At 50.8% G+C, this 26,109-nt stretch carries 45 protein-coding genes and 1 pseudogene; 39 read left to right on the top strand and 7 right to left on the bottom strand.

The genetic code is table 11. The features are described 5' to 3' along the window. The 3 genes and pseudogenes from tuf to bfr form a co-directional block, all read left to right on the top strand. A pseudogene (tuf, locus tag NR177_RS23425) lies at positions 1–135 on the top strand (elongation factor Tu); the annotation flags it as partial. A gap of 176 nt (positions 136–311) precedes the next feature. Then, the gene (gene bfd, locus NR177_RS23420) at positions 312–506 is read left to right on the top strand and encodes a bacterioferritin-associated ferredoxin (RefSeq protein ID WP_063877469.1); all 195 of its coding nucleotides are present in this window, start codon (positions 312–314) and stop codon (positions 504–506) included. Between the two features lie 105 nt (positions 507–611). Then, complete coding sequence (gene bfr / locus NR177_RS23415; protein WP_063877468.1) at positions 612–1,085, top strand: bacterioferritin; 474 nt, start codon at positions 612–614, stop codon at positions 1,083–1,085. On the opposite strand, the gene NR177_RS23410 is transcribed toward bfr, so the two are convergent. Next, a complete protein-coding gene (locus NR177_RS23410) occupies positions 1,072–1,845 on the bottom strand; it encodes an A24 family peptidase (protein WP_256853778.1) in 774 nt (257 codons plus the stop codon). The two genes, bfr and NR177_RS23410, sit on opposite strands and share 14 nt — an antisense overlap. Positions 1,846–2,248: 403 nt before the next feature. Between NR177_RS23410 and rpsJ the strand changes: the two genes are divergently transcribed. The 30 genes from rpsJ to NR177_RS23260 all read left to right on the top strand — a co-directional run bounded on the left by rpsJ (position 2,249) and on the right by NR177_RS23260 (position 16,704). Beyond that, entirely contained in the window at positions 2,249–2,560 is a 312-nt protein-coding gene (gene rpsJ, locus NR177_RS23405; RefSeq protein ID WP_006120582.1) for a 30S ribosomal protein S10, read from the top strand. Between the two features lie 32 nt (positions 2,561–2,592). After that, positions 2,593–3,222, top strand: a complete 630-nt coding sequence (gene rplC, locus NR177_RS23400; protein ID WP_013027467.1) for a 50S ribosomal protein L3 — start codon at positions 2,593–2,595, stop codon at positions 3,220–3,222. 10 nt (positions 3,223–3,232) lie between these two features. Then, on the top strand, positions 3,233–3,838 hold the full coding sequence (gene rplD / locus NR177_RS23395) for a 50S ribosomal protein L4 (RefSeq protein ID WP_063877466.1): 606 nt from the start codon (positions 3,233–3,235) through the stop codon (positions 3,836–3,838). Further along, positions 3,835–4,137, top strand: coding sequence for a 50S ribosomal protein L23 (rplW, locus tag NR177_RS23390; protein WP_006120585.1), 303 nt, complete (start codon positions 3,835–3,837; stop codon positions 4,135–4,137). The genes rplD and rplW overlap by 4 nt, the downstream gene beginning before the upstream one ends. A 17-nt stretch (positions 4,138–4,154) precedes the next feature. Continuing rightward, entirely contained in the window at positions 4,155–4,976 is an 822-nt protein-coding gene (gene rplB / locus NR177_RS23385) for a 50S ribosomal protein L2 (protein ID WP_063877465.1), read from the top strand. 16 nt (positions 4,977–4,992) lie between these two features. Further along, entirely contained in the window at positions 4,993–5,271 is a 279-nt protein-coding gene (rpsS, locus tag NR177_RS23380; protein WP_001138115.1) for a 30S ribosomal protein S19, read from the top strand. Between the two features lie 13 nt (positions 5,272–5,284). Further along, complete coding sequence (gene rplV / locus NR177_RS23375) at positions 5,285–5,617, top strand: 50S ribosomal protein L22 (RefSeq protein ID WP_002919773.1); 333 nt, start codon at positions 5,285–5,287, stop codon at positions 5,615–5,617. 17 nt (positions 5,618–5,634) lie between these two features. Beyond that, a complete protein-coding gene (gene rpsC, locus NR177_RS23370) occupies positions 5,635–6,333 on the top strand; it encodes a 30S ribosomal protein S3 (RefSeq protein WP_006120587.1) in 699 nt (232 codons plus the stop codon). 11 nt (positions 6,334–6,344) lie between these two features. Beyond that, a complete protein-coding gene (gene rplP, locus NR177_RS23365; protein WP_002438716.1) occupies positions 6,345–6,755 on the top strand; it encodes a 50S ribosomal protein L16 in 411 nt (136 codons plus the stop codon). Beyond that, the gene (gene rpmC / locus NR177_RS23360) at positions 6,755–6,946 is read left to right on the top strand and encodes a 50S ribosomal protein L29 (protein ID WP_006120588.1); all 192 of its coding nucleotides are present in this window, start codon (positions 6,755–6,757) and stop codon (positions 6,944–6,946) included. Before rplP ends, rpmC begins: the two co-directional genes overlap by 1 nt. Further along, complete coding sequence (gene rpsQ, locus NR177_RS23355; protein ID WP_006120589.1) at positions 6,946–7,200, top strand: 30S ribosomal protein S17; 255 nt, start codon at positions 6,946–6,948, stop codon at positions 7,198–7,200. The genes rpmC and rpsQ overlap by 1 nt, the downstream gene beginning before the upstream one ends. A 168-nt stretch (positions 7,201–7,368) precedes the next feature. Beyond that, positions 7,369–7,740, top strand: a complete 372-nt coding sequence (rplN, locus tag NR177_RS23350; RefSeq protein WP_006120590.1) for a 50S ribosomal protein L14 — start codon at positions 7,369–7,371, stop codon at positions 7,738–7,740. 10 nt (positions 7,741–7,750) lie between these two features. After that, positions 7,751–8,065: a 50S ribosomal protein L24 gene (rplX, locus tag NR177_RS23345; protein ID WP_003850150.1), complete on the top strand. Its 315-nt coding sequence runs from the start codon at positions 7,751–7,753 to the stop codon at positions 8,063–8,065. 14 nt (positions 8,066–8,079) lie between these two features. Further along, the gene (gene rplE / locus NR177_RS23340) at positions 8,080–8,619 is read left to right on the top strand and encodes a 50S ribosomal protein L5 (RefSeq protein WP_006120591.1); all 540 of its coding nucleotides are present in this window, start codon (positions 8,080–8,082) and stop codon (positions 8,617–8,619) included. A 14-nt stretch (positions 8,620–8,633) separates the two neighbouring features. Continuing rightward, the gene (gene rpsN, locus NR177_RS23335) at positions 8,634–8,939 is read left to right on the top strand and encodes a 30S ribosomal protein S14 (RefSeq protein ID WP_006120592.1); all 306 of its coding nucleotides are present in this window, start codon (positions 8,634–8,636) and stop codon (positions 8,937–8,939) included. Positions 8,940–8,971: 32 nt separating this feature from the next. Next, positions 8,972–9,364 (top strand): 30S ribosomal protein S8, encoded by a 393-nt coding sequence (gene rpsH, locus NR177_RS23330; RefSeq protein ID WP_013027465.1) that lies wholly within the window; start codon positions 8,972–8,974, stop codon positions 9,362–9,364. 12 nt (positions 9,365–9,376) lie between these two features. Then, positions 9,377–9,910, top strand: coding sequence for a 50S ribosomal protein L6 (gene rplF / locus NR177_RS23325; RefSeq protein WP_063877464.1), 534 nt, complete (start codon positions 9,377–9,379; stop codon positions 9,908–9,910). Positions 9,911–9,919: 9 nt separating this feature from the next. Continuing rightward, on the top strand, positions 9,920–10,273 hold the full coding sequence (gene rplR / locus NR177_RS23320; RefSeq protein ID WP_013027463.1) for a 50S ribosomal protein L18: 354 nt from the start codon (positions 9,920–9,922) through the stop codon (positions 10,271–10,273). A 14-nt stretch (positions 10,274–10,287) separates the two neighbouring features. After that, complete coding sequence (gene rpsE / locus NR177_RS23315) at positions 10,288–10,788, top strand: 30S ribosomal protein S5 (protein ID WP_006120595.1); 501 nt, start codon at positions 10,288–10,290, stop codon at positions 10,786–10,788. Between the two features lie 5 nt (positions 10,789–10,793). After that, the gene (gene rpmD / locus NR177_RS23310) at positions 10,794–10,973 is read left to right on the top strand and encodes a 50S ribosomal protein L30 (protein WP_013027462.1); all 180 of its coding nucleotides are present in this window, start codon (positions 10,794–10,796) and stop codon (positions 10,971–10,973) included. A 3-nt stretch (positions 10,974–10,976) separates the two neighbouring features. Continuing rightward, positions 10,977–11,411: a 50S ribosomal protein L15 gene (rplO, locus tag NR177_RS23305; protein ID WP_063877463.1), complete on the top strand. Its 435-nt coding sequence runs from the start codon at positions 10,977–10,979 to the stop codon at positions 11,409–11,411. A 7-nt stretch (positions 11,412–11,418) separates the two neighbouring features. Further along, on the top strand, positions 11,419–12,750 hold the full coding sequence (secY, locus tag NR177_RS23300) for a preprotein translocase subunit SecY (protein WP_063877462.1): 1,332 nt from the start codon (positions 11,419–11,421) through the stop codon (positions 12,748–12,750). A gap of 32 nt (positions 12,751–12,782) precedes the next feature. Beyond that, a complete protein-coding gene (rpmJ, locus tag NR177_RS23295; RefSeq protein ID WP_004160566.1) occupies positions 12,783–12,899 on the top strand; it encodes a 50S ribosomal protein L36 in 117 nt (38 codons plus the stop codon). 144 nt (positions 12,900–13,043) lie between these two features. Next, positions 13,044–13,400 (top strand): 30S ribosomal protein S13, encoded by a 357-nt coding sequence (gene rpsM, locus NR177_RS23290; RefSeq protein WP_003850176.1) that lies wholly within the window; start codon positions 13,044–13,046, stop codon positions 13,398–13,400. Positions 13,401–13,416: 16 nt separating this feature from the next. Continuing rightward, positions 13,417–13,806: a 30S ribosomal protein S11 gene (gene rpsK, locus NR177_RS23285; protein ID WP_004160563.1), complete on the top strand. Its 390-nt coding sequence runs from the start codon at positions 13,417–13,419 to the stop codon at positions 13,804–13,806. Between the two features lie 33 nt (positions 13,807–13,839). Continuing rightward, positions 13,840–14,460 (top strand): 30S ribosomal protein S4, encoded by a 621-nt coding sequence (gene rpsD / locus NR177_RS23280; RefSeq protein WP_063877461.1) that lies wholly within the window; start codon positions 13,840–13,842, stop codon positions 14,458–14,460. Between the two features lie 25 nt (positions 14,461–14,485). Further along, positions 14,486–15,475 carry a DNA-directed RNA polymerase subunit alpha gene (gene rpoA / locus NR177_RS23275; protein ID WP_033741519.1) on the top strand — a complete coding sequence of 330 codons (990 nt, stop codon included), beginning with the start codon at positions 14,486–14,488 and terminating at the stop codon, positions 15,473–15,475. Between the two features lie 40 nt (positions 15,476–15,515). Next, positions 15,516–15,902, top strand: a complete 387-nt coding sequence (gene rplQ, locus NR177_RS23270; protein WP_003850180.1) for a 50S ribosomal protein L17 — start codon at positions 15,516–15,518, stop codon at positions 15,900–15,902. Between the two features lie 93 nt (positions 15,903–15,995). Further along, entirely contained in the window at positions 15,996–16,364 is a 369-nt protein-coding gene (locus NR177_RS23265) for a DUF1992 domain-containing protein (RefSeq protein ID WP_256853777.1), read from the top strand. Between the two features lie 100 nt (positions 16,365–16,464). Next, positions 16,465–16,704 carry an alternative ribosome-rescue factor A gene (locus NR177_RS23260; RefSeq protein WP_063877459.1) on the top strand — a complete coding sequence of 80 codons (240 nt, stop codon included), beginning with the start codon at positions 16,465–16,467 and terminating at the stop codon, positions 16,702–16,704. Here NR177_RS23260 and mscL read toward each other — a convergent pair. The 5 genes from mscL to def form a co-directional block, all read right to left on the bottom strand. After that, a complete protein-coding gene (gene mscL / locus NR177_RS23255; protein ID WP_063877458.1) occupies positions 16,701–17,111 on the bottom strand; it encodes a large-conductance mechanosensitive channel protein MscL in 411 nt (136 codons plus the stop codon). The two genes, NR177_RS23260 and mscL, sit on opposite strands and share 4 nt — an antisense overlap. Positions 17,112–17,219: 108 nt before the next feature. After that, positions 17,220–18,596 carry a Trk system potassium transporter TrkA gene (gene trkA / locus NR177_RS23250; protein ID WP_063877457.1) on the bottom strand — a complete coding sequence of 459 codons (1,377 nt, stop codon included), beginning with the start codon at positions 18,594–18,596 and terminating at the stop codon, positions 17,220–17,222. 17 nt (positions 18,597–18,613) lie between these two features. Further along, on the bottom strand, positions 18,614–19,915 hold the full coding sequence (gene rsmB / locus NR177_RS23245) for a 16S rRNA (cytosine(967)-C(5))-methyltransferase RsmB (RefSeq protein WP_109718350.1): 1,302 nt from the start codon (positions 19,913–19,915) through the stop codon (positions 18,614–18,616). A gap of 48 nt (positions 19,916–19,963) precedes the next feature. Beyond that, positions 19,964–20,908 (bottom strand): methionyl-tRNA formyltransferase, encoded by a 945-nt coding sequence (fmt, locus tag NR177_RS23240; protein WP_063877455.1) that lies wholly within the window; start codon positions 20,906–20,908, stop codon positions 19,964–19,966. Between the two features lie 20 nt (positions 20,909–20,928). Then, entirely contained in the window at positions 20,929–21,441 is a 513-nt protein-coding gene (gene def, locus NR177_RS23235) for a peptide deformylase (protein WP_063877454.1), read from the bottom strand. Between the two features lie 117 nt (positions 21,442–21,558). Between def and dprA the strand changes: the two genes are divergently transcribed. Genes dprA through NR177_RS23205 form a run of 6 tightly spaced genes read left to right on the top strand, consistent with a single transcriptional unit; the run spans position 21,559 to position 25,355 of the window. Next, on the top strand, positions 21,559–22,683 hold the full coding sequence (dprA, locus tag NR177_RS23230; protein WP_256853776.1) for a DNA-protecting protein DprA: 1,125 nt from the start codon (positions 21,559–21,561) through the stop codon (positions 22,681–22,683). Beyond that, complete coding sequence (smg, locus tag NR177_RS23225) at positions 22,655–23,128, top strand: DUF494 family protein Smg (protein ID WP_013027451.1); 474 nt, start codon at positions 22,655–22,657, stop codon at positions 23,126–23,128. The genes dprA and smg overlap by 29 nt, the downstream gene beginning before the upstream one ends. 23 nt (positions 23,129–23,151) lie before the next feature. Beyond that, on the top strand, positions 23,152–23,697 hold the full coding sequence (locus NR177_RS23220; protein ID WP_256853775.1) for a type I DNA topoisomerase: 546 nt from the start codon (positions 23,152–23,154) through the stop codon (positions 23,695–23,697). 9 nt (positions 23,698–23,706) lie between these two features. Beyond that, positions 23,707–24,279 carry an L-threonylcarbamoyladenylate synthase type 1 TsaC gene (gene tsaC, locus NR177_RS23215; protein ID WP_256853774.1) on the top strand — a complete coding sequence of 191 codons (573 nt, stop codon included), beginning with the start codon at positions 23,707–23,709 and terminating at the stop codon, positions 24,277–24,279. 3 nt (positions 24,280–24,282) lie between these two features. Beyond that, positions 24,283–25,101 (top strand): shikimate dehydrogenase, encoded by an 819-nt coding sequence (gene aroE / locus NR177_RS23210; RefSeq protein WP_218996243.1) that lies wholly within the window; start codon positions 24,283–24,285, stop codon positions 25,099–25,101. Then, the gene (locus NR177_RS23205) at positions 25,098–25,355 is read left to right on the top strand and encodes a DUF1488 domain-containing protein (RefSeq protein WP_145395234.1); all 258 of its coding nucleotides are present in this window, start codon (positions 25,098–25,100) and stop codon (positions 25,353–25,355) included. The genes aroE and NR177_RS23205 overlap by 4 nt, the downstream gene beginning before the upstream one ends. On the opposite strand, the gene NR177_RS23200 is transcribed toward NR177_RS23205, so the two are convergent. Beyond that, positions 25,310–25,876, bottom strand: coding sequence for a gamma carbonic anhydrase family protein (locus NR177_RS23200; protein ID WP_063877448.1), 567 nt, complete (start codon positions 25,874–25,876; stop codon positions 25,310–25,312). The genes NR177_RS23205 and NR177_RS23200 overlap by 46 nt on opposite strands. Positions 25,877–26,109: the final 233 nt, after the last annotated feature.

Below are 26,109 nucleotides of genomic sequence, written 5' to 3'. Positions count from 1 at the left end.
GTCATGCCGGGCGACAACATCAAAATGGTTGTTACCCTGATTCACCCAATCGCAATGGACGAAGGTCTGCGCTTCGCCATCCGCGAAGGCGGCCGTACCGTTGGCGCGGGCGTTGTTGCTAAAGTTATCGCTTAATTGTGATATCTGATGTGACTGCTTACGCGGTCACAGCAAAATAAAAAAGAGCACTTCGGTGCTCTTTTTTTTGCTTTAAATCGTTCAAAACGCATTTTCCCTTACAAAGGGTAGGTTTGAAATAAAAACGATTCGCATTTACACTGTGTGCACGAAATAGACTGAGTGATGAATAAATGTACGTCTGTCTGTGTAATGCCATCAGTGATAAAACCCTCCGTGAAGTCGTGCGCCGCTATCAGCCAAAATCTATTCAGCAACTGCGCCAAATCGTGCCAGTAGGAAAGCAATGCGGTAAATGCATTCGTGTCGCCCGTGAAATCATGGACGATGAGATGCAGCAGGTTCCGCAGTATAAAGAGATAGCCTGAAGGCTTTCGTCATCGGACATGATAATACCCACAATTTTCATCGCGTTTTTTTGACTTCTTTTTAACCGCATCTACGCTCAAATAAACATGAGCGGAGGACGTGAAATGAAGGGCGATGCGAAAATCATAAGTCATCTCAATAAACTGTTGGGGAATGAACTGGTTGCGATCAATCAGTATTTTCTCCACGCACGGATGTTCAAAAACTGGGGGCTAATGCGACTTAATGATGTTGAGTACCATGAGTCCATCGATGAAATGAAGCATGCGGACAAATACATTGAACGTATCCTGTTTCTTGAAGGCATCCCGAATCTGCAGGATCTGGGACGGCTCAGGGTTGGTGAGGATGTGGAAGAGATGTTGCAGTCCGATCTCAATCTTGAACTCGAAGGTGCAAAAGATCTGCGTGAAGCTATCGCATATGCCGACAAAATTCATGACTACGTGAGTCGGGATATGATGATCCAAATCCTGGCAGACGAAGAGCATCATATTGACTGGATCGAGACCGAGCTGGAGCTGATCAATAAAATGGGCATTCAAAACTACCTTCAGGCGCAAATCAGAGACGAGTGAGGCTTTGAATCACTATCACTCCCCAGCCCGCGACGGCCAGGAATGGACCAAAGGGAAGCGGGCTGTTTACAGACAACGTCCTGTTGATGACGACCAGTGCGATAAAGGCAAGCAGAGCCGTCAGGCTGGCAACCAGTGCAATCCAGGGTAGGGCCTGCCAACCGCACCATGTGCCCAGCGCGGCAAAAAGTTTAATATCCCCGTAGCCTAATCCCACCTGATTCTTTATCTGACGATATAGCCAGGCAAGTAGCCACAGCGAGCCATAACCTGTAATTGCGCCACCCACTGCCGCAGATACAGTGACTGGCTTATAGAAAAAGAAGCGTGCAAGTCCCAGCCAAAGTAACGCGCCTGTCAGCACGTCCGGTAGCAAGAGATGACGCTGGTCGATGGCTGCAAGTAACAATAACAGGCAGGATGCCGTCAGAATAAAAGCGGCCACGATGAGGTGGTCACTGAACAACCTGGCCAGTAACAGGCAGAGCAGGGCGCCCGTTAACTCAAACAGCAGCGGGAGCAGGCCGACAGGACGTCGGCAAAACCGACAGCGGCCGTGCAGGCGCAGCCAGCTTATCACCGGGATTCTGTCTCGCCATAAGACTGGAGCCTGGCAGTGCGTACAATGCGAGGGCGGCGTCCAGAGGGAAGTGAACCAGTCGTCTGGCGATATGGCCGGATGATAGCGCTGGCAGGCCAACGCAAGAAAGCTGCCGAGTGCGGCACCGAGCGCCGTAACAGTAAACAGGATGATGAGCACCGCTTGTCACCTCGAAGAGACCGGAAATGTCGCTACAGCCTGACTGAAGGCTGATTCGCCGTCATGGGCAAGATCAGCAACGCGGAAGGTCTCTCACAGAGAAATTACAGTTTTGCATTTACTCTTCATCATCTTGTGCTGGCTTTCGCAAACAACCCGATTGCACTTTTCACGGGCAAAAACGCAACATGGGTTGCTTCCTGAGCAAATATACGTATAATGCGCGGGCCTACCGATATTGGTGGGCGCGATTCGAGCTGAATCGCAGACGGCAGAATTTTGGGCCGTCTGACAATACTCCCAACTGTGGAGTTATATGCTGAACGATTACACTCTCCCATCAATCGTAATGGGCTCGAGTAGTAATTTTTTTCGTCTATAAAATGTTTGGAGCCTTGGTCTCATGTCGAACCAAAGAATCCGTATCCGTCTTAAAGCGTTTGATCATCGTCTGATCGATCAATCAACCGCGGAAATCGTCGAGACTGCCAAGCGCACTGGTGCGCAGGTACGTGGTCCGATCCCGCTGCCAACCCGCAAAGAGCGCTTTACCGTTCTGATCTCTCCGCACGTTAACAAAGATGCGCGTGATCAGTACGAAATTCGCACTCACAAGCGTCTGGTAGACATCGTTGAGCCAACTGAAAAAACCGTTGATGCTCTGATGCGTCTGGACCTGGCTGCCGGTGTTGACGTGCAGATCAGCCTGGGTTAATCAGGTCATCGAGCGATTGAGAGGTTGAAACAATGATTGGTTTAGTCGGTAAAAAAGTGGGAATGACCCGCATCTTCACTGAAGATGGCGTTTCTATCCCAGTAACCGTAATCGAAGTTGAAGCGAACCGCGTTACTCAGGTCAAAGGCCTGGAAAACGATGGTTACCAGGCAATTCAGGTTACCACCGGTGCTAAAAAAGCAAACCGTGTGACCAAACCTGAAGCTGGTCATTTTGCTAAAGCTGGCGTTGAAGCCGGCCGTGGCCTGTGGGAATTCCGCACCGTTGAAGGTGATGAGTATGCCGTAGGTCAGAGCATCAGCGTTGAGATTTTCGCTGACGTTAAAAAAGTAGACGTAACTGGCACCTCTAAAGGTAAAGGTTTCGCAGGTACCGTTAAGCGCTGGAACTTCCGTACCCAGGACGCGACCCACGGTAACTCCTTGTCTCACCGCGTTCCGGGTTCTATCGGTCAGAACCAGACTCCGGGCAAAGTGTTCAAAGGCAAGAAAATGGCAGGTCAGCTGGGTAATGAGCGCGTAACGGTTCAGAGCCTGGACGTAGTACGTGTTGACGCTGAGCGCAACCTGCTGCTGGTTAAAGGTGCAGTTCCCGGTGCTACCGGTAGCGACCTGATCGTTAAACCAGCTGTGAAGGCGTAAGGGGATAGCAATGGAATTAGTATTGAAAGACGCGCAGAGCGCGCTGACTGTTTCCGAAACTACCTTCGGTCGTGATTTCAACGAAGCGCTGGTTCACCAGGTTGTTGTTGCTTACGCATCAGGCGCCCGCCAGGGTAGTCGTGCGCAGAAAACTCGCGCCGAAGTCACTGGTTCAGGCAAAAAGCCTTGGCGTCAGAAGGGTACCGGCCGTGCGCGAGCAGGTTCTGTAAAGAGCCCAATCTGGCGTTCTGGTGGCGTAACCTTCGCTGCGAAGCCACAAGACCACAGTCAAAAAGTTAATAAAAAGATGTACCGCGGCGCGCTGAAAAGCATCCTGTCCGAACTGGTACGTCAAGACCGTCTGATCGTCGTCGAGCAGTTCTCTGTCGAAGCACCGAAAACCAAGTTGCTGGCACAGAAGCTGAAAGACATGGCGCTGGAAGACGTGCTGATCATCACCGGTGAACTGGATGAGAATCTGTTCCTGGCTGCGCGTAACCTGTACAAGGTTGACGTGCGTGATGCAGCGGGTATCGACCCAGTTAGCCTGATCGCCTTCGACAAAGTCGTTATGACTGCTGATGCAGTTAAGCAAGTTGAGGAGATGCTGGCATGATCCGTGAAGAACGTCTGCTGAAAGTACTGCGCGCGCCGCACGTATCTGAAAAGGCATCTAGCGCGATGGAAAAAACCAACACCATCGTACTCAAAGTAGCTAAAGACGCGACTAAAGCAGAGATCGTTGCTGCTGTTGAGAAGCTGTTCGAAGTAGAAGTTAAAGACGTAAACACCCTGGTAGTTAAAGGTAAAGTTAAGCGTCACGGACAGCGTATCGGTCGTCGTAGCGACTGGAAAAAAGCTTACGTCACCCTGAAGGAAGGCCAGAATCTGGACTTCGTCGGCGGCGCTGAGTAAGTCGGAGGAGAAAGACAATGGCAGTTGTTAAATGTAAACCGACATCTCCGGGTCGTCGCCACGTCGTTAAAGTGGTGAACCCAGAGTTGCACAAGGGCAAGCCGTTTGCTCCATTGCTGGAAAAGAACAGCAAATCCGGTGGCCGCAACAACAACGGTCGCATCACTACCCGTCACATCGGTGGTGGTCATAAGCAGGCTTACCGTCTGGTTGATTTCAAACGCAACAAAGATGGTATCCCGGCAACCGTTGAACGTCTTGAGTACGATCCGAACCGCTCTGCGAACATCGCACTGGTTCTGTACAAAGACGGCGAACGCCGTTACATCCTGGCCCCTAAAGGCCTGAAAGCCGGCGACCAGATCCAATCTGGCGTTGATGCTGCGATCAAAGCAGGTAACACACTGCCGATGCGTAACATCCCGGTGGGTTCTACCGTTCACAACGTAGAAATGAAACCAGGCAAAGGCGGTCAGATTGCTCGCTCAGCCGGTGCTTACGTGCAGATCGTTGCGCGTGATGGTTCCTACGTAACCCTGCGTCTGCGTTCAGGTGAAATGCGTAAAGTCGAAGCTGACTGTCGCGCAACTCTGGGCGAAGTCGGTAACGCTGAGCATATGCTGCGCGTTCTGGGTAAAGCCGGTGCAACCCGTTGGCGTGGTGTTCGTCCGACCGTTCGTGGTACCGCGATGAACCCAGTAGATCACCCGCACGGTGGTGGTGAAGGTCGTAACTTTGGTAAGCACCCGGTAACCCCGTGGGGCGTTCAGACCAAAGGTAAGAAGACCCGTAGCAACAAGCGTACCGATAAGTTTATCGTACGTCGCCGTAGCAAATAATATTAGAGGATAAGCCATGCCACGTTCTCTCAAGAAAGGTCCTTTTATTGACCTGCACTTGCTGAAGAAGGTAGAGAAAGCGGTGGAAAGCGGTGACAAGAAGCCTTTGCGCACTTGGTCCCGTCGTTCAACGATCTTTCCTAACATGATCGGTTTGACCATCGCTGTCCATAATGGTCGTCAGCACGTTCCTGTCTTTGTTTCCGACGAAATGGTTGGTCACAAACTGGGTGAATTCGCGCCGACACGTACTTATCGCGGTCACGCGGCTGATAAAAAAGCCAAGAAGAAATAAGTAGGAGGAAGAGATGGAAACTTTAGCTCAACATCGCCACGCTCGTTCTTCTGCTCAGAAGGTTCGCCTTGTTGCTGACCTGATCCGCGGTAAGAAAGTGTCGCAGGCACTGGACATTTTGACCTACACCAACAAGAAAGCGGCTGTACTGGTCAAGAAAGTTCTGGAATCTGCCATTGCTAACGCTGAACACAACGATGGCGCTGATATCGACGATCTCAAAGTCGCGAAAATTTTCGTCGACGAAGGCCCAAGCATGAAGCGCATTATGCCTCGTGCAAAAGGTCGTGCAGATCGCATCCTGAAGCGCACCAGCCACATTACTGTGGTTGTGTCCGATCGCTGAGACTCTGGAGACTAGCAATGGGTCAGAAAGTACATCCTAATGGTATTCGCCTGGGTATTGTAAAACCATGGAACTCTACCTGGTTTGCGAACACCAAAGAATTCGCTGACAACCTGGACAGCGACTTTAAAGTACGTCAGTACCTGACTAAGGAACTGGCGAAGGCGTCTGTATCTCGTATCGTTATCGAGCGTCCGGCTAAGAGCATCCGTGTGACTATTCACACTGCTCGTCCTGGCATCGTGATCGGTAAGAAAGGTGAAGACGTTGAAAAACTGCGCACGGTCGTAGCGAAAATCGCTGGCGTTCCTGCACAGATTAATATCGCCGAAGTCCGTAAACCGGAACTGGACGCGAAACTGGTTGCTGACAGCATCACTTCACAGCTGGAGCGTCGTGTGATGTTTCGTCGTGCTATGAAGCGTGCGGTTCAGAACGCCATGCGTCTGGGCGCGAAGGGTATTAAAGTTGAAGTTAGCGGCCGTCTGGGCGGCGCCGAGATCGCACGTACCGAATGGTATCGTGAAGGTCGCGTGCCGTTGCACACTCTGCGTGCTGACATTGACTACAACACCTCTGAAGCGCACACCACTTATGGTGTAATCGGCGTTAAGGTATGGATCTTCAAAGGCGAGATCCTGGGTGGTATGGCTGCTGTTGAACAACCGGAACCGGCTGCTCAACCTAAAAAGCAGCAGCGTAAAGGCCGTAAGTAAGGAGAGTCGCTATGTTACAACCAAAGCGTACAAAATTCCGTAAAGTGCATAAAGGCCGCAACCGTGGTCTGGCGCAGGGTACGGATGTTAGCTTCGGGACTTTCGGTCTGAAAGCTGTTGGCCGTGGTCGTCTGACTGCCCGTCAGATCGAAGCAGCACGTCGTGCTATGACCCGTGCAGTTAAGCGTCAAGGTAAGATCTGGATCCGTGTATTCCCGGACAAACCGATCACCGAGAAGCCGCTGGAAGTGCGTATGGGTAAAGGTAAGGGTAACGTCGAGTATTGGGTTGCCCTGATCCAGCCTGGTAAAGTCCTGTATGAAATGGACGGCGTACCAGAAGAGCTGGCCCGTGAAGCATTCAAGCTGGCAGCAGCAAAACTGCCTATCAAAACCACCTTTGTAACTAAGACGGTGATGTAATGAAAGCAACAGAGCTGCGTGAAAAAAGCGTTGAAGAGCTGAACACTGAGCTGCTTAATCTGCTGCGTGAGCAATTTAACCTGCGCATGCAGGCAGCATCTGGCCAACTGCAGCAGTCTCATCTGCTGAAGCAGGTTCGCCGTGATGTTGCGCGCGTTAAGACTTTACTGACTGAGAAGGCGGGTTCGTAATGACCGATAAAATCCGTACTCTGCAGGGTCGTGTCGTTAGTGACAAAATGCAGAAATCTGCGGTTGTTGCTATCGAGCGTTTCGTGAAGCATCCAATTTATGGAAAATTCATTAAGCGTACGACTAAGCTGCACATCCATGACGAGAACAACGAATGTGGAATCGGTGACGTGGTAGAAATCCGCGAATGCCGTCCACTGTCTAAGACTAAGTCCTGGACACTTGTTCGCGTTGTAGAGAAAGCAATTCTGTAATAGAATCTGCCCTCTTTAAAAATCGAATGAACGGCTCGGATGAGCCGTTCATTTTTTCTACCCATCTGCGAGAACCGGTGTTATAATGCCGCGCCCTCAATTATGGGGCTTTCAAACGACCTGAGGTCTGGGTCCCGAAGTAGTAGTTGACATTAGCGGAGCACTGAAATGATCCAAGAACAGACTATGCTGAACGTCGCCGACAACTCCGGTGCACGTCGCGTAATGTGTATCAAGGTTCTGGGTGGCTCGCACCGTCGCTACGCAGGCGTCGGCGACATCATTAAAGTTACCATCAAGGAAGCAATTCCACGTGGTAAAGTTAAAAAAGGTGATGTCCTGAAGGCGGTAGTGGTGCGCACCAGGAAGGGTGTTCGTCGCCCGGACGGTTCTGTCATTCGCTTCGATGGTAATGCATGCGTTATTTTAAACAATAACAGTGAGCAGCCTATCGGTACGCGTATTTTTGGGCCGGTAACTCGTGAACTTCGTACTGAAAAGTTCATGAAAATTATCTCTCTGGCACCAGAAGTACTCTAAGGAGCTAACAATGGCAGCTAAAATCCGTCGTAACGACGAAGTTATCGTGTTAACCGGTAAAGATAAAGGTAAGCGCGGTAAAGTTAAGAACGTCCTGTCTTCTGGCAAGGTCATCGTTGAAGGTATCAACCTGGTTAAGAAACATCAGAAGCCTGTCCCGGCTCTGAACCAACCAGGCGGCATCGTTGAAAAAGAAGCTGCAATTCAGGTTTCTAACGTTGCACTCTTCAATGCGGCAACCGGTAAGGCTGACCGTGTAGGCTTTAGATTCGAAGACGGCAAAAAAGTCCGTTTCTTCAAGTCTAATAGCGAAACTATCAAGTAATTTGGAGTAGTACGATGGCGAAACTGCATGATTACTACAAAGACGAGGTAGTCCAGAAACTCATGAGTGAGTTCGGCTACAATTCTGTCATGCAAGTCCCTCGGGTCGAGAAGATCACCCTGAACATGGGTGTTGGTGAAGCGATCGCTGACAAGAAACTGCTGGATAACGCAGCAGCTGACCTGGCAGCAATCTCCGGTCAAAAACCGTTGATCACCAAAGCACGCAAATCAGTTGCAGGCTTCAAAATCCGTCAGGGCTATCCGATCGGCTGTAAAGTAACTCTGCGTGGCGAACGCATGTGGGAGTTCTTTGAGCGTCTGATCACCATTGCTGTACCGCGTATCCGTGACTTCCGTGGCTTGTCCGCTAAGTCATTCGATGGTCGTGGCAACTACAGCATGGGTGTACGTGAGCAGATCATCTTCCCAGAAATCGACTATGACAAAGTCGATCGCGTTCGTGGTTTGGATATTACCATTACCACTACTGCGAAATCTGATGATGAAGGCCGTGCTCTGCTGGCTGCCTTTGACTTCCCGTTCCGTAAGTAAGGTAGGGTTACTTAATGGCTAAGCAATCTATGAAAGCACGCGAAGTTAAGCGTGTGAAATTAGCAGACAAATTCTTCGCAAAACGCGCTGAACTGAAAGCGATCATTTCTGATGTGAACGCTTCCGACGAAGACCGTTGGGATGCCGTTCTCAAGCTGCAGAGTCTGCCGCGTGATTCCAGCCCTTCACGTCAGCGTAACCGCTGCCGTCAAACAGGTCGTCCGCACGGTTTCCTGCGGAAGTTTGGGTTGAGCCGTATCAAGGTCCGTGAAGCCGCAATGCGCGGTGAAATCCCGGGTCTGAAAAAGGCTAGCTGGTAATTGTCACCAATTGAATCACGGGAGTAACACAGATGAGCATGCAAGATCCGATCGCGGATATGCTGACCCGTATCCGTAACGGTCAGGCCGCGAACAAAGTTGCGGTCACCATGCCCTCCTCCAAGCTGAAATTGGCAATTGCCAACGTGCTGAAGGAAGAAGGCTTTATTGAAGATTTTAAAATCGAAGGCGACATCAAGCTGGAACTGGAACTGACTCTTAAGTATTTCCAGGGGAAAGCTGTTGTAGAAAGCATTCAGCGAGTAAGCCGTCCCGGCCTGCGCATCTATAAGAAAAAAGATGAGCTGCCAAAGGTAATGGCTGGTATGGGTATCGCTGTAATTTCTACATCGAAAGGTGTCATGACTGATCGTGCAGCGCGCCAGGCAGGTCTTGGTGGCGAAATTATCTGCTACGTAGCGTAATCGGAGGATACTATGTCTCGTGTTGCTAAAGCACCTGTCGTTGTTCCTGCCGGCGTAGAGGTAAAACTCAACGGTCAGGTAATTTCGATTAAAGGTAAAAACGGCGAGCTGACTCGTACTATCAATGATGCTGTTGAAGTTAAGCATGCTGACAACGCTCTGACTTTCGCCCCGCGCGAAGGTTATGTTGACGGCTGGGCGCAGGCGGGTACATCTCGCGCGCTGCTGAACTCGATGGTTATCGGTGTTACCGAAGGCTTCACTAAGAAGCTGCAGCTGGTTGGTGTTGGTTATCGTGCTGCCGTAAAAGGCAACGTAGTTAACCTGTCTCTGGGCTTTTCTCATCCAGTTGATCACCAGCTGCCCGCGGGTATCACTGCAGAGTGTCCGACTCAGACTGAAATCGTGCTGAAAGGCGCTGATAAGCAGGTGATCGGCCAGGTTGCAGCTGACTTGCGCGCCTACCGTCGTCCTGAGCCTTATAAAGGCAAGGGTGTCCGTTACGCCGACGAAGTCGTGCGTACCAAAGAGGCTAAGAAGAAGTAAGGTAACACTATGGATAAGAAATCTGCTCGTATCCGTCGTGCGACCCGTGCACGTCGCAAGCTCAAAGAGCTGGGTGCTACTCGCCTGGTGGTACATCGTACCCCGCGTCACATTTACGCACAGGTAATCGCCCCGAACGGTTCCGAAGTTCTGGTTGCTGCTTCTACTGTAGAAAAAGCTATCACTGAACAACTGAAGTTTACCGGTAATAAAGAAGCCGCAGCTGCTGTAGGTAAAGCTATTGCAGAACGCGCAATCGAAAAAGGCATCACTGGTGTTTCTTTCGACCGTTCCGGTTTCCAATATCATGGTCGCGTCCAGGCACTGGCAGATGCTGCCCGTGAAGCTGGCCTTCAGTTCTAAGGTAGAGGTCTAAGATGGCACACATCGAGAAACAAGCTGGCGAACTGCAGGAAAAACTGATCGCGGTAAACCGTGTTTCTAAAACTGTAAAAGGTGGTCGTATTTTCTCCTTCACCGCACTGACTGTAGTGGGTGATGGTAACGGCCGCGTTGGTTTTGGTTACGGTAAAGCGCGCGAAGTTCCAGCAGCGATCCAGAAAGCGATGGAGAAAGCCCGTCGCAACATGGTAAATGTCGCGCTGATCAACGGCACCCTGCAGCACCCTGTTAAAGGTGCGCACACTGGGTCCCGTGTGTTCATGCAGCCGGCTTCAGAAGGTACCGGTATCATCGCCGGTGGTGCAATGCGCGCCGTTCTGGAAGTCGCTGGAGTACATAACGTTCTGGCAAAAGCCTATGGTTCTACTAACCCGATTAACGTGGTTCGTGCAACTATTGACGGTCTGGGCAATATGAAGTCTCCGGAAATGGTCGCTGCTAAGCGTGGTAAATCCGTTGAAGAAATTCTGGGGTAATCACGATGGCTAACACTATTAAAATCACCCAAACCCGTAGTTCAATCGGCCGCTTGCCTAAGCATAAAGCCACTCTGGTTGGCCTGGGTCTGCGTCGTATTGGTCATACCGTAGAGCGTGAAGATACGCCAGCTGTACGCGGCATGGTCAACGCGGTTTCCTACATGGTTAAAGTGGAGGAGTAAGAGATGCGTTTAAATACTCTGTCTCCGGCCGAAGGGTCTAAGCACGCTAGCAAGCGTCTGGGTCGTGGTATTGGTTCTGGCCTCGGAAAAACCGGTGGTCGTGGTCACAAAGGTCAGAACTCACGTTCTGGCGGTGGCGTACGTCGCGGTTTCGAAGGTGGTCAGATGCCTCTGTACCGTCGTCTGCCGAAGTTCGGTTTCACCTCTCGCAAAGCAATGATCACCACAGAGATTCGTCTGTCTGATCTGGCGAAAGTTGAAGGCGGTATCGTCGACCTGAACGCGCTGAAAGCAGCCAACATTGTCGGTGTTCAGATTGAATACGTTAAAGTTATTCTTTCTGGTGAAGTTTCTGCACCGGTAACGGTTCGCGGCTTACGTGTCACCAAAGGTGCGCGTGCTGCAATCGAAGCTGCTGGCGGTAAAATCGAGGAATAAGTAGCAGATGGCTAAACAACCGGGATTAGATTTTCAAAGTGCCAAAGGTGGCTTTGGTGAACTGAAACGCAGACTTCTGTTTGTTATCGGTGCACTGATTGTCTTCCGTATTGGCTCTTTCATTCCGATCCCTGGTATTGATGCCACTGTACTTGCCAAACTGCTTGAGCAACAGCGTGGCACCATCATTGAAATGTTTAACATGTTCTCTGGTGGTGCTCTCAGCCGTGCTTCTATTTTTGCTCTGGGTATCATGCCGTATATTTCGGCATCGATTATTATCCAGCTGTTAACGGTGGTTCATCCTGCGTTAGCTGAAATCAAGAAAGAAGGGGAGGCTGGCCGTCGTAAGATTAGCCAGTACACCCGTTACGGTACGTTGGTATTGGCCGTATTCCAGTCAATCGGTATTGCTACCGGTTTACCGAATATGCCTGGTATGCAGGGCCTGGTGATGAATCCAGGCTTTGCATTCTATTTTACCGCTGTTGTGAGTCTGGTTACCGGGACAATGTTCCTGATGTGGCTGGGCGAACAGATTACTGAACGTGGTATCGGTAACGGTATTTCGATCATTATCTTCGCAGGTATTGTTGCGGGTCTCCCGCCGGCCATTGGCCATACCATCGAGCAAGCGCGGCAAGGTGACCTGCACTTCCTTCTGTTGCTGTTGGTTGCAGTTCTCGTATTTGCAGTGACCTTCTTTGTTATTTTCGTTGAGCGTGGTCAACGCCGCATTGTGGTGAACTATGCGAAACGTCAACAAGGTCGCCGTGTATACGCTGCACAGAGCACACATTTACCGTTGAAAGTGAATATGGCAGGGGTTATCCCGGCAATCTTCGCTTCCAGCATTATTCTGTTCCCGGCAACGATTGCATCGTGGTTCGGGGGCGGTACCGGTTGGAACTGGCTGACAACAATTTCGATGTATTTGCAGCCAGGACAGCCGCTTTATGTGCTACTCTATGCGACTGCTATCATCTTCTTCTGTTTCTTCTACACGGCGTTGGTTTTCAACCCGCGTGAAACAGCAGATAACCTGAAGAAGTCTGGTGCATTCGTACCGGGAATTCGTCCGGGAGAGCAAACGGCGAAGTATATTGATAAAGTAATGACGCGGTTAACCTTAATCGGTGCCCTGTATATTACGTTTATCTGCCTTATCCCGGAGTTCATGCGTGATGCGATGAAAGTTCCTTTCTACTTTGGCGGTACATCACTGCTCATCGTAGTGGTCGTCATCATGGACTTTATGGCTCAAGTGCAAACTCTGATGATGTCAAGTCAGTACGAGTCTGCATTGAAGAAAGCTAACCTGAAGGGCTACGGCCGTTAATTCAGGTGGTTGAGAAGTTACGGAGAGTAAAAATGAAAGTTCGTGCTTCCGTCAAGAAATTATGTCGTAACTGCAAAATCATTCGTCGCGACGGTGTCGTTCGTGTGATCTGTAGCGCCGAGCCAAAGCATAAACAGCGCCAAGGCTGATTTTCACATATTTTTCTTGCAAAGTCGGGTTGAGCTGGCTAGATTAGCCAGCCAATCTTTTGTATGTCTGTACGTTTCCATTTGAGTATCCTGAAAACGGGCTTTTCGGCATGGTACGTACATATTAAATAGTAGGAGTGCATAGTGGCCCGTATAGCAGGCATTAACATTCCTGATCAGAAACATACCGTTATCGCATTAACTTCGATCTTCGGTATTGGTAAGACTCGCTCAAAAGCCATCTGCGCTTCAACGGGTATTGCTGAAAATGTTAAGATCAGTGAGCTGTCTGAAGAACAAATTGATCAGCTGCGTGATGCAGTTGCTAAATTCGTTGTAGAAGGTGATCTGCGCCGTGAAATCACCCTGAGCATCAAGCGTCTTATGGACCTTGGTTGCTACCGTGGTTTGCGCCATCGTCGTGGTCTTCCGGTTCGCGGTCAGCGTACTAAGACCAACGCACGTACCCGTAAGGGTCCGCGTAAACCGATCAAGAAATAATCGGGGTGAGTAAATAATGGCAAAGGCACCAGTTCGTGCACGTAAGCGTGTAAGAAAACAAGTCTCAGATGGCGTGGCTCATGTCCATGCTTCTTTTAACAACACAATCGTTACCATTACTGATCGTCAGGGTAACGCACTGGGTTGGGCAACCGCCGGTGGTTCCGGTTTCCGCGGTTCACGTAAATCCACTCCGTTTGCTGCTCAGGTCGCTGCAGAGCGCTGTGCAGAAGCGGTAAAAGATTACGGTATTAAGAACCTGGAAGTTATGGTTAAGGGTCCGGGTCCGGGTCGCGAATCAACAATTCGTGCACTGAACGCCGCTGGTTTCCGCATCACGAATATTACTGATGTGACTCCGATCCCTCATAACGGTTGTCGTCCGCCGAAAAAACGTCGCGTATAACGCCCCGTTTTTTAGGATAGTTGGAGAAAGAAAATGGCAAGATATTTGGGTCCTAAGCTCAAGCTGAGCCGTCGTGAGGGCACTGACTTATTCCTTAAGTCTGGCGTTCGCGCGATTGATTCCAAGTGTAAAATTGAACAAGCTCCTGGTCAGCACGGTGCGCGTAAGCCACGTCTGTCTGACTACGGCGGCCAGTTACGTGAAAAGCAAAAAGTTCGTCGTATGTACGGTGTTCTTGAGCGTCAGTTCCGTAACTATTACAAAGAAGCAGCACGTCTGAAAGGCAACACCGGTGAAAACCTGTTGGCTCTGCTGGAAGGTCGTCTGGACAACGTCGTTTATCGTATGGGCTTTGGTGCCACGCGTGCGGAAGCACGTCAGTTGGTGAGCCATAAGTCTGTTCTGGTCAATGGTCGCGTTGTTAACATCGCTTCTTATCAGGTATCTCCGAATGATGTCGTTAGCATCCGTGAGAAAGCCAAAAAGCAATCTCGCGTGAAGGCCGCTCTGGAGCTGGCTGAGCAGCGTGAAAAGCCAACCTGGCTGGAAGTTGATGCAACTAAGATGGAAGGTGTGTTCAAACGTATTCCTGAACGTACCGATCTGTCTGCGGACATTAACGAACACCTGATCGTCGAGCTTTACTCCAAGTAAAGCTTAGTACCAAAGAGAGGACACAATGCAGGGTTCTGTGACAGAGTTTCTAAAACCGCGCCTGGTAGATATCGAGCAAGTGAGTTCGACGCACGCCAAGGTGACCCTTGAGCCTTTAGAGCGTGGCTTTGGCCATACTCTTGGTAACGCGCTGCGCCGTATTCTGCTTTCATCAATGCCGGGTTGCGCGGTGACCGAGGTTGAAATTGATGGTGTACTGCACGAGTACAGCACCAAAGAGGGTGTACAGGAAGATATCCTGGAAATCCTGCTCAACCTTAAAGGTTTGGCGGTAAGAGTTCAGGGCAAAGATGAAGTTATTCTTACCTTGAATAAATCTGGCATTGGCCCTGTGACTGCAGCCGACATTACCCATGATGGTGATGTCGAAATCGTCAAGCCGCAGCATGTGATCTGCCATCTGACCGATGACAACGCATCTATTAGTATGCGTATCAAAGTTCAGCGTGGTCGTGGTTATGTGCCGGCTTCTGCCCGAATTCATTCGGAAGAAGATGAGCGCCCGATCGGCCGTCTGTTAGTTGACGCTTGCTACAGCCCTGTAGACCGTATCGCCTACAATGTTGAAGCAGCGCGTGTAGAGCAGCGCACCGACCTGGACAAGCTGGTCATCGAAATGGAAACCAACGGCACAATCGATCCTGAAGAGGCGATTCGTCGTGCGGCAACCATCCTGGCAGAACAACTGGAAGCTTTCGTTGACTTACGTGATGTACGTCAGCCGGAAGTGAAAGAAGAGAAACCAGAATTCGATCCGATCCTGCTGCGCCCTGTTGACGATCTGGAATTGACTGTCCGCTCTGCTAACTGCCTTAAGGCAGAAGCTATCCACTACATCGGTGATCTGGTACAGCGTACCGAGGTTGAGCTGCTTAAAACGCCTAACCTTGGTAAAAAATCTCTTACCGAGATTAAAGATGTGCTGGCCTCACGTGGTCTGTCTCTGGGCATGCGCCTGGAAAACTGGCCACCGGCAAGCATTGCTGATGAATAACCCGATCACAGGTTAAGGTTTCACTGAGAAGGATAAGGTCATGCGCCATCGTAAGAGTGGTCGTCAACTGAACCGCAACAGCAGCCATCGTCAGGCTATGTTCCGCAACATGGCTGGCTCTCTGGTTCGTCATGAGATCATCAAGACGACTCTGCCGAAAGCCAAAGAGTTGCGCCGCGTAGTTGAGCCGCTGATTACTCTTGCCAAGACCGACAGCGTAGCTAATCGTCGTCTGGCATTCGCCCGCACTCGTGATAACGAGATCGTGGCAAAACTGTTTAATGAGTTAGGCCCGCGTTTCGCGAGCCGTGCAGGTGGTTACACTCGCATTCTGAAGTGTGGCTTCCGCGCTGGTGACAACGCTCCGATGGCATACATCGAGCTGGTTGATCGTCCAGAAGCTCAAGCAGAGGCTGCAGCAGAGTAATCTGTTGCAACGTGAAAAACCCGCTTCGGCGGGTTTTTTATTGCCTGCTATTTGCCCTCTGCTACGCTTGTGGTGTGACATAGGAGGCTAACAATGTGGTTAATCGATCAGCTGGCTGAACAACATATTAAAGCGGCGCAGGAGAAAGGCGAACTCAGCAATCTTGCCGGAGAAGGTGCGCCATTAGTGCTGGACGATGACAGCCATGTTCCACCTGAATTACGCGCGGGCTATCGTTTACTCAAGAATGCGGGGTTTCTTCCCCCTGAGCTTGAATTACGTAGTGAAGCGCTGGAAGTAAACGATCTTTTACGCCAACTGGACCCGGGCGATCCTGCAGCAGAAATGCATGCGCGCAAATTGCGGCACCTGACCGTGAAACTGCGTCAGGCGGGCATGAGCACAGCGTTTCTTGAGGGCGGATATGGTCCGGCCATTACCCATAAGCTCACCGTTGAATAGCGGCTATTTTTATCTGGCGTCAAGGCGAGTATAATTTCTTTCACTGCGGCAAGGTTTCGCGCAGTTGGATCTTCGGGTCACCTAAACTGATGGAGGAGATATGTCCCGTTATCGTCATACCAAAGGGCAAATACGTGATAATGCGATTGAGGCACTACTGCACGACCCTTTATTTAGACAGCGTGTTGAACAGAACCAAAAAGGGAAAGGCAGCTTTAAACGTAAAGAGAAACATGCAAAAGGTCGGGGATGGGAGGGCAGTGATAAGTGCAGGACTTATCACTGCCCTTCTGCTTTTAATGACAAAAAAGCCGCAATGTCTGCGGCTTTAACGTTTTAGATTTTTGTATTCTGCTGTTTGAGCAAGTCACGAATTTCCGTTAACAGAACTTCCTCATTAGAGGGTTTCGGCGCAGGCTTTTCGACTTCTTTTTTCTGGTAGAGTTTATTCATCAGTTTAATCGCCATGAAAATGGCAAACGCAACGATGATAAAGTCGAAAACGGTCTGCAGAAAAATGCCGTATTGCATTACAACCGCTGGCGCATCACCCACAGCAGGTTTAAGTACCCAGCCGAATGATTTGAAATCAACGCCGCCGATCAATAAGCCCAGCGGTGGCATGATGATATTTGCCACTAATGATGAAACAATTTTACCAAATGCCGCACCAATAATGACACCCACGGCCAGATCAACAACATTGCCGCGCATCGCAAAATCACGAAACTCTTTGAATAAACTCATACTTCTCTCCTTGCCTTAGCCAATGCCATAAAGTTTAACAAAGCTTGCCATATTTGCCATCGCTGCGAGCAATTAGCCGGATTATGCCAGACAACGCGCGACCTTTTATTACAGGAAGAACGGACTTGGCTGGAACAGGCGCTCGACGTCCGGTACAAATTTCTTATCGGTTAAAAACATCACCACGTGGTCGCCCTGTTCGATGCGCAAATTGTCATTTGCTATCATCACATCATCGCCCCGGACCACTGCGCCAATAATTGTGCCCGGTGGCAGCTTGATATCATCAATGGAACGGCCCACAACTCTTGACGTAGTTTCATCACCATGCGCAATCGCCTCGATGGCTTCGGCGATACCACGACGTAATGACGAGACGCCAACAATATCCGCTTTACGTACATGTCCCAGCAATGCCGAGATCGTCGCCTGCTGTGGCGAGATGGCAATATCGATAACGCTGCCCTGAACCAGATCAACATAAGCCCGTCGTTGAATCAGTACCATCGCTTTTTTGGCACCCATTTTTTTCGCCAGCATGGCGGACATAATATTGGCTTCGTCATCATTGGTAACGGCAATAAATAAATCGACCTGCTCAATGTGTTCTTCTGCCAGCAATTCCTGATCGGACGCATCGCCATAGAACACCACAGTATCGTGCAACTGTTCAGCCAGCTCGGCAGCGCGCTGCGGATTGCGCTCAATGAGTTTTACGCTGTAATTTTTTTCGAGTTGCTGCGCCAGACCAAATCCAATATTCCCGCCGCCCACTAACATGATGCGTTTATAGGGTTTTTCCAGACGCTGCATTTCGCTCATTACCGCGCGAATATGTTGGCTGGCGGCAATGAAAAAGACTTCATCGCCGGCCTCAATAATGGTCGAGCCTTGCGGACGGATAGGACGATCCTGTCGAAAGATCGCCGCAACCCGCGTATCAATATGCGGCATGTGGTCGCGCAGAATCGACAGCGGATTACCCACGAGCGGGCCACCGTAATAGGCTTTTACAACGGCCAGACTGACCTTGCCTTCGGCAAAGTTGACCACCTGCAGCGCACCGGGGTACTGAATCAGACGATAAATATTGTCGATAACCAGTTGCTCAGGCGAAATCAAATGATCAATGGGCACAGCCTCGGGGATAAAAAGCTTATCGGCATCACGCAAATAGTCTGCCGCACGAATACGGGCAATGCGATTCGGTGTATTGAAAAGCGAATAGGCGATCTGACAGGCAATCATATTGGTTTCATCAGAACTGGTGACGGCGACCAGCATATCGGCATCTTCTGCACCGGCTTCGCGTAAAATACGCGGATGAGAACCATGACCCTGTACAACGCGTAAATCAAACTTATCCTGCAGTTGGCGTAAACGCGTGGAGTCCGTATCGACAACGGTAATGTCGTTGTTTTCGCCAACCAGGTTTTCAGCCAGGGTACCGCCGACCTGACCGGCACCAAGAATTATGATTTTCATCGCTTTTCAATGCCTTCTCAGTGTGGACTCGCGAGCTTCACAAGCTTAGCGTAGAAAAAACCGTCTCCGCCTTCTGCTTCAGGAAAGACCTGCCAGCCGTTAAGGGGAGCACCAGACAGCGACACAGCCTGAGCATCCGCGTGGCGCTGTACAAAGTCGCTGATTTGCTGCTGATTCTCATCTGGCAGCACAGAGCAGGTTGCATAGATCATCGTACCGCCCGGTTTAAGCAGTGGCCATGTCGCATCCAGAATGTCACGCTGTAAGGCTGCCAGCTCAGTAATATCACGATCGCGACGTAACCATTTGATATCAGGATGACGGCGGATAACGCCGGTTGCTGAGCAGGGCGCATCCAGCAGTATGCGATCAAACTGACGTTGGTCACACCATTGCTGCGGGGTACGTCCATCCCCCTGTTTCACTTCTGCGGTCATACCAAGACGGCCCAGATTTTCATGCACGCGTTTCAGGCGCTGGGCATCAACATCGACAGCAAGCACCTGCGCCTCAGGGGCGATTTCGAGGATATGGGTCGTTTTACCTCCCGGCGCCGCGCAGAGATCCAGAATTTGCTCACCGTTTTTGGGCTCAAGCAGAAGCGCACAACGCTGGGCGGAGAGATCCTGTACCGTAATCCAGCCTTGCTCAAAGCCGGGTAACACATTAACGGATGCCGGCGATTCAAGACGCAAGGCTTCAGGCACATCGTCAGCAACAGCTGCGTTCCTTTCATCCGCCGTCAGCAGGGCCAGCCAGCTGTCACGCGAATGGTGCTGACGGTTAACCCTTAACCACATTGGCGGACGCTGGTTGTTCGCCTCAACAATTTGCTGCCAGTGCGCTGGCCAGGCCTGTTGAAGCCGGTTCAGTAACCAGCCCGGATGCAGGTGACGCTGTGGGCCATCCTGAATACTGGCAAGCAGTTCTTCCTGACGACGCTGGAACTGACGTAATACGCCATTAATTAGCCCTTTCAGGTTTGCTCGTTTCAGCACTTCAGCACCGGCAACTGTCTCATCTAATGCCGCATGAGCAGGTACACGTGTATAGAGCAGCTGATATAAGCCCACCATAATCAGGAAGTGCAGTGTACGCTGCTTACCCGTTAACGGGCGTTCCATCAATTTGCCGATAAGCGCTTCCAGCTGCGGTAAGGTGCGCAACACACCAAAGCAGATCTCCTGGACCAGCGCGGCATCTTTGTCTGAGAGCTTTTTCTGTGCCGCAGGCAAGACGGTATTCAGGGACTCGCCTTTATCGACAACGCGCTCGATCAGTTGAGCAGACAGGCTACGAAGATTGGTTGGTTTAGTCATAAGATAGTGCCATCAAGCAAAAGGCCCGGTTTTTGCCGGGCCTGAGGGTCAGTCCAGAAGAGTGCCGGCTTCAAACCATTCTCGGCGCGAGTTAAGCAGATCCTGTGCCGACATCGGTTTTTTACCGGCGGGTTGAAGCTGAAGCAAATTCAGCACGCCGTCGGCAGTGGCAATTTGAATGCCTTGTTTGTCAGCCTGGATAATCTCTCCTGGCTGTTTGTTCACATGAGGTAAGACGCAGGCTTGCCAGACTTTAACCGGCTGATCATTCACCATAAAAAAGCTTATCGGCCAGGGATTGAAGGCACGGATGCAGCGTTCCAGCTGTTCGGCCGACAGCGTCCAGTTAAGGCGCGCTTCCTCTTTACTGAGCTTCTCCGCATAGTTGGCCTGGCTTTCGTCTTGCTGAATGGCCTGCGCTTGACCATCACGTAACTGAGCTAAGGTTGTCAGCAGTCCTGCCGGGCCCAGATCTGCCAGCTTGTCATAAAGCGTGGCACTGGTATCTTCCGCGCTAATTGGACAGGCCAGTTTCAATAGCATATCACCGGTATCCAGCCCAACATCCATCTGCATGATGGTCACACCGGTTTCACTGTCGCCCGCCCAGAGCGCGCGCTGAATGGGCGCGGCGCCACGCCAGCGTGGCAGCAGGGAACCGTGTACGTTGATACAGCCCAGTCGGGGCATATCAAGCACGGCTTTTGGCAGAATGAGCCCATAAGCGACCACCACCATTACGTCAGCCTGCAAATCTGCAATCAGCTGTTGGTTTTCTGCAGGGCGCAAGGATTTGGGTTGAAATACCGGAATGTTTTGGGCCAGGGCTAAGGATTTAACCGGGCCGGCGGTCAACTTATTGCCGCGACCTGCGGGACGATCCGGTTGGGTAAAGACGCCAACCACCTGATGCTCAGAAGCAAGCAGCGCGTCAAGGTGACGCGCTGCAAAGTCTGGCGTGCCAGCAAAAATAATTTTAAGCGGAGCAGACACGTTTATCCCTTTTTCAGATCTCAGGAAGCCTGGGCGTTTTGTCGCGCCAGTTTTTCTAACTTAGTTTTGATGCGCTGACGCTTTAAAGGCGAAAGATAATCAATAAACAGTTTGCCATCGAGATGGTCGATTTCGTGTTGAATACAGATAGCCAGCAGATCACCGGTTTCAAGTTCGAAACTTTTACCGTCACGATCTAACGCGCGGACTTTTACCCGCTCAGCACGTGGCACAAAAGCGCGTTGCTCAGGAATGGACAGACAGCCTTCTTCAATACCTGTTTCACCGCTTTTTTCCAGAAGCTCAGGATTAATTAATACCAGACGCTCATCGCGGTTCTCTGATACATCAATCACAATGATGCGCTGGTGAATGTCCACCTGCGTGGCAGCCAGGCCGATACCTTCTTCGGAATACATGGTTTCGAACATATCATCAACGATACGCTGAACGTCCGCGTTAACTTCTTTAACAGGCGCGGCAATTTTGCGCAGGCGCTCGTCAGGAAAATGTAATACCTGTAAAACTGACATAAATATCCAGATATATATTCTAAAAGGGAAAGATTACTGCCCCATATTGTAGACTTTTTAGCACCTGATTGACAGCATTCTGCGGAGGGAAGCAACGGTTATCAGGAGGCTGTAAAGATGCAAAAAAGGGAGCAGTTACTGCGGTTGGCCGCCATTCCGGGCATAACGGGCAGGCGCTGGTTAAGCGCGGCACAGCAACTGTCTGAAGACAAAGATGTTGATGATGTGTTAACTCTGAACGGGTTTGAGGCTTCACAACGCCACTATTACCATCATATCTCCCCCCGTTGGCTGGCGACAGTTAAGACGTGGCTGGCAACGAGTCCGTTGCACCATCTGATTACCGCACTTGATCCGCTTTATCCCGCTCAACTGGCTGAAACGGCCTGTTTTCCTCCGCTGCTGTATGTGAAAGGCGACCCCGCCGTGTTGGGGGCACCGCAGTTAGCGGTGGTCGGCAGCCGTCAATGTTCCCACTCTGGCCGCTACTGGTGTGACTGGTTTACTCAACAGTTATCGCTAAGTGGCTTTACTATCACCAGCGGCCTGGCGCTTGGTATCGATGGCGTTGCGCATCGCGCCGCGCTGAGGGTTCAGGGGAAAACCGTTGCGGTGCTGGGCAGCGGACTGGAGCATCTTTATCCCAAAAAGCATGGTGCATTGGCGCAGGAGATTGTCGGGCAGGGCGGCGCAGTGGTATCTGAGTTTCCGCTGGATGCCGTACCGCTGGCACATCGTTTTCCACGCAGAAACCGTATTATCAGTGGGCTGAGCCAGGGCGTTTTAGTCATAGAAGCGTCATTAAAGAGTGGTTCATTAGTCACAGCCCGTTATGCATTAGAGCAAAATCGCGCGGTTTATGCCTTGCCCGGCGCATTAGGAAACAGCGGCAGTGAGGGAACAAACTGGCTGATTCAACAGGGCGCGATGCTGGTGGCACATCCTAATAACATCATTGAAGATTTACGCGCTATGCTTAACTGGTTACCTGTTACACAATCAGACGAAATTTATTCTGATGCCAGTGACAATGCTCCATTGCCATTTGCCGAGCTGTTGGCTAACGTAGGTGATGAGGTTACACCTGTTGACGTTGTCGCTGAACGTGCCGGCCAACCTGTGCCAGTTATTACAGCTCAATTGCTGGAACTGGAGTTAGCAGGATGGATCGCAGCTGTACCCGGCGGCTATGTCCGATTGAGGAGGGCATGCCATGTTCGACGTACTCATGTACTTGTTTGAGACCTATATCCACAACGAAGCAGAAATGGGTGTTGATCAGGACAGATTGACAGATGACTTGACGGATGCCGGTTTTCATCGCGAAGATATCTATAACGCGTTGAACTGGTTAGAAAAATTGGCAGACTACCAGGAAGGTCTGGTCGCCCCAATTTTACTGGCAAATGATCCGCTCTCCATGCGCATCTATACAGATGAAGAGAGCAAGCGTTTAGATGCCGAAAGCCGCGGTTTCCTGCTTTTCCTGGAGCAAATCCAGGTCTTGAGTCTGGAAACACGAGAAATGGTCATTGAACGTGTCATGGCGCTTGATACTCTTGATTTCGATCTTGAGGATCTTAAATGGGTGGTGTTGATGGTGTTGTTTAACATCCCAGGATGTGAAAACGCCTATCAACAAATGGAAGAACTGTTATTCGACGTCAACGAAGGTATGCTGCATTAAATTTTCACTGATGCATTATCGTTATGAGTAAAACCGCACTCTTTACTGCGCGTAAACAGGACCCCTGCCCCGCTTGCGGGGCAGAACTTGTTATACGTTCAGGAAAACACGGCCCTTTTTTGGGCTGTGCAAACTACCCTGCCTGCGACTACATCCGGTCCCTGGGAAACCAGGCCGACGGACATGTAGTAAAAGTTCTGGAAGGTCATGCTTGCCCGCAATGTGGTGCTGATAAAGTGTTACGTCAGGGCCGTTTTGGCATGTTTATTGGCTGTAGCGACTATCCAGCGTGTGATTACACGGAAACGATCGATAAACCTGATGAGACAACCATCGACTGCCCGCAGTGTCAGCAAGGTAAACTGGTACAGCGGCGATCGCGTTTTGGCAAAACCTTCCATTCCTGTGACCGCTATCCAGCCTGCCAGTTTGCCGTTAATCTGACGCCAGTCGCTGGACGCTGTCCGCATTGTGAATTTCCGCTTTTAGTTGAAAAAAAGACGGCGCAGGGCACCCGGCTTTTTTGCGCCAGTAAAAGTTGTGGCAAAGCTATCACTGAAGAGACGTAAGACATAACCATGCAAAATCAACTAGTTTCCGGCTCACTACAGGATTGTGTGAACCATCTGAAGCAACATGCCGTGATTGCTTATCCCACTGAAGCGGTATTCGGCCTGGGCTGCGACCCCGACGATGAATCGGCAGTGATGGCACTACTGGCATTGAAAAGACGCCCAGTGGAAAAAGGGTTGATTCTGATAGCGGCCGATTACGGCCAGCTTATGCCCTACGTCTCCGATCATGTCTTAACGGCGATGCAGCGTGAACGTATGTTTGCCTGCTGGCCAGGCCCGGTCACCTTTGTTGTGCCAGCAGCACCGCAAACGCCACGTTGGTTAACCGGCCAGTTTGATTCCCTGGCTATTCGCGTCAGCGACCATCCTGACGTTCAGGCGTTGTGCCGGGTGTTTGGTAAACCTCTGGTTTCAACCAGCGCGAATCTTTCTGGTCAGCCACCTTGCCGTTCAGTAGAAGAGGTTAAACTGCAGTTTGGTGCTGCGTTTCCCGTACTCAATGGAGAGACGGGAGGAAGGCTAAACCCTTCTGAGATCCGTGACGTGGTTAGCGGCAACCAGATACGGCAGGGCTAGCAGATGGCATATTTTGCAGTTTTCGGACATCCGATCAGTCACAGCAAATCCCCGCAAATTCATCAGGCCTTTGCCAGGCAAACGGGTATTACGCTTCAATACGATCGTATTGAAGCGCCTGTCGATGCCTTTCCCCAGGCTATCACCACTTTTTTCTCTCAGGGTGGGGCAGGCGCCAATATCACGTTACCTTTTAAACAACAGGCCTGGGAATATGCAGACCAGCTCACCGAACGTGCCTCTCTCTCTGGTGCCGTCAACACGTTGAAGAAATGCCAGGATGGTCAGATTCTTGGCGATAATACGGATGGCATCGGTTTAGTCAGCGATCTGCAGCGTCTGTCGATGATCAAACCTGGCGATCATATTTTGCTGGTGGGGGCGGGAGGTGCGGCGCGTGGCGTCATCCTTCCTCTGCTTTCGCTGGGCACGTCAATTACGGTGGTAAACCGTACGGCTGCTAATGCCCAGAGCATGGCAAAGACGTTTGCGCACCGTGGGGCGGTGAGTGCCCTTTCTTTTGAGGAGCTTGAAGGTAAACATTTTGATTTGCTGATTAACGCAACGTCGAGCGGCATCAATGGCGATGTGCCACCGTTATCGTCTTCATTAATTCATGCGGATTTACGCTGTTATGACATGTTCTACCAGAATGGATTGACCGCTTTTTTGCGCTGGTGTCACCAGCAGGGTTCATCTCATCTGGCTGATGGGTTAGGCATGCTGGTGGGGCAGGCCGCGCATGCCTTTCATCTGTGGCATGGCATCATGCCGGAGATTGCGCCTGTCATTGCGTCCTTAAAAGCCGAGATACAGTCATGAATCAGGCTATCCAGTTTCCAGACCGTGAAACGCTGGATGTCACGTTAAAGGCTGTCTGTTTTCCCGTTTTGGTTAATGGCATGGGACTGACCTGTGCTATCAGCGTGGATGCGTTACACCAGCAGTTCGGGGAGGGTGACGCGATGGCCCTGTTTCGTGACCATCGCTGGGATCTGGAAGATGTGGCTGAAGACTGTATCCGTAACGATCAGGTAGATAATGAAGGATGGGTCTGGCTGTCGCCTGCCAGATAGTCGTTCTTCCAGCTAACATAGTTGCGGGCAGAGTAGAGCAATCCTTCAATTTCTTTTTCATTCAGCGGTCGAATTTGTTTTACCGGGCTGCCTACATAAAGATAACCGCTTTCCAGTCTCTTACCCGGCGGGACCAGACTCCCGGCACCAATCAGAACATCATCTTCAACAATCACGCCATCCAGCACGATTGAACCCATCCCAACCAGCACGCGATTACCGATGGTGCAGCCATGCAGCATCGCCTTATGCCCAACGGTAACATCCTGACCGATAACCAGTGGAAAACCTGCTGGATTGGCATCAGACTTATGGGTTACATGAAGTACGCTGCCATCCTGAATATTGGTACGGGCACCGATACGAACCTGATTCACATCACCACGAATAGCCACTAAAGGCCAGATACCTACATCATCTTCGATAATGACGTCGCCCACCACCACGCTTGTGGAATCAACCATGACGCGCAGACCCAACTGCGGGAAAAGATGTTTATAAGGGCGTAATGCTACAGTCATTGTATTCTCCTTTACTGAGTTTACCGGCAGCCTGCTGTGATTCTGACCTGCTGGCAAGGGGATTTTGCCCCGGATCGTTGGCGATCTAACCAATATGAATGTTTTCTCGACAGTCAGAAAAAAGATCCAAAAAAAGGGTTGTGCAATTTATTCGGATCCCTATAATGCGCCTCCACTGACACGGCACAACGGCTTACGGAATGCGGTGTTGAGAGGTTCAGGAAACTGAGCCG

The organism is Pantoea sp. Fr+CA_20, from assembly GCF_024520835.1.
GTDB classification, from domain to species: domain Bacteria; phylum Pseudomonadota; class Gammaproteobacteria; order Enterobacterales; family Enterobacteriaceae; genus Pantoea; species Pantoea allii.
The sequence above is the reverse complement of the archived record's forward strand: the minus strand, read 5'-3'. Positions and strand labels throughout refer to the sequence as shown.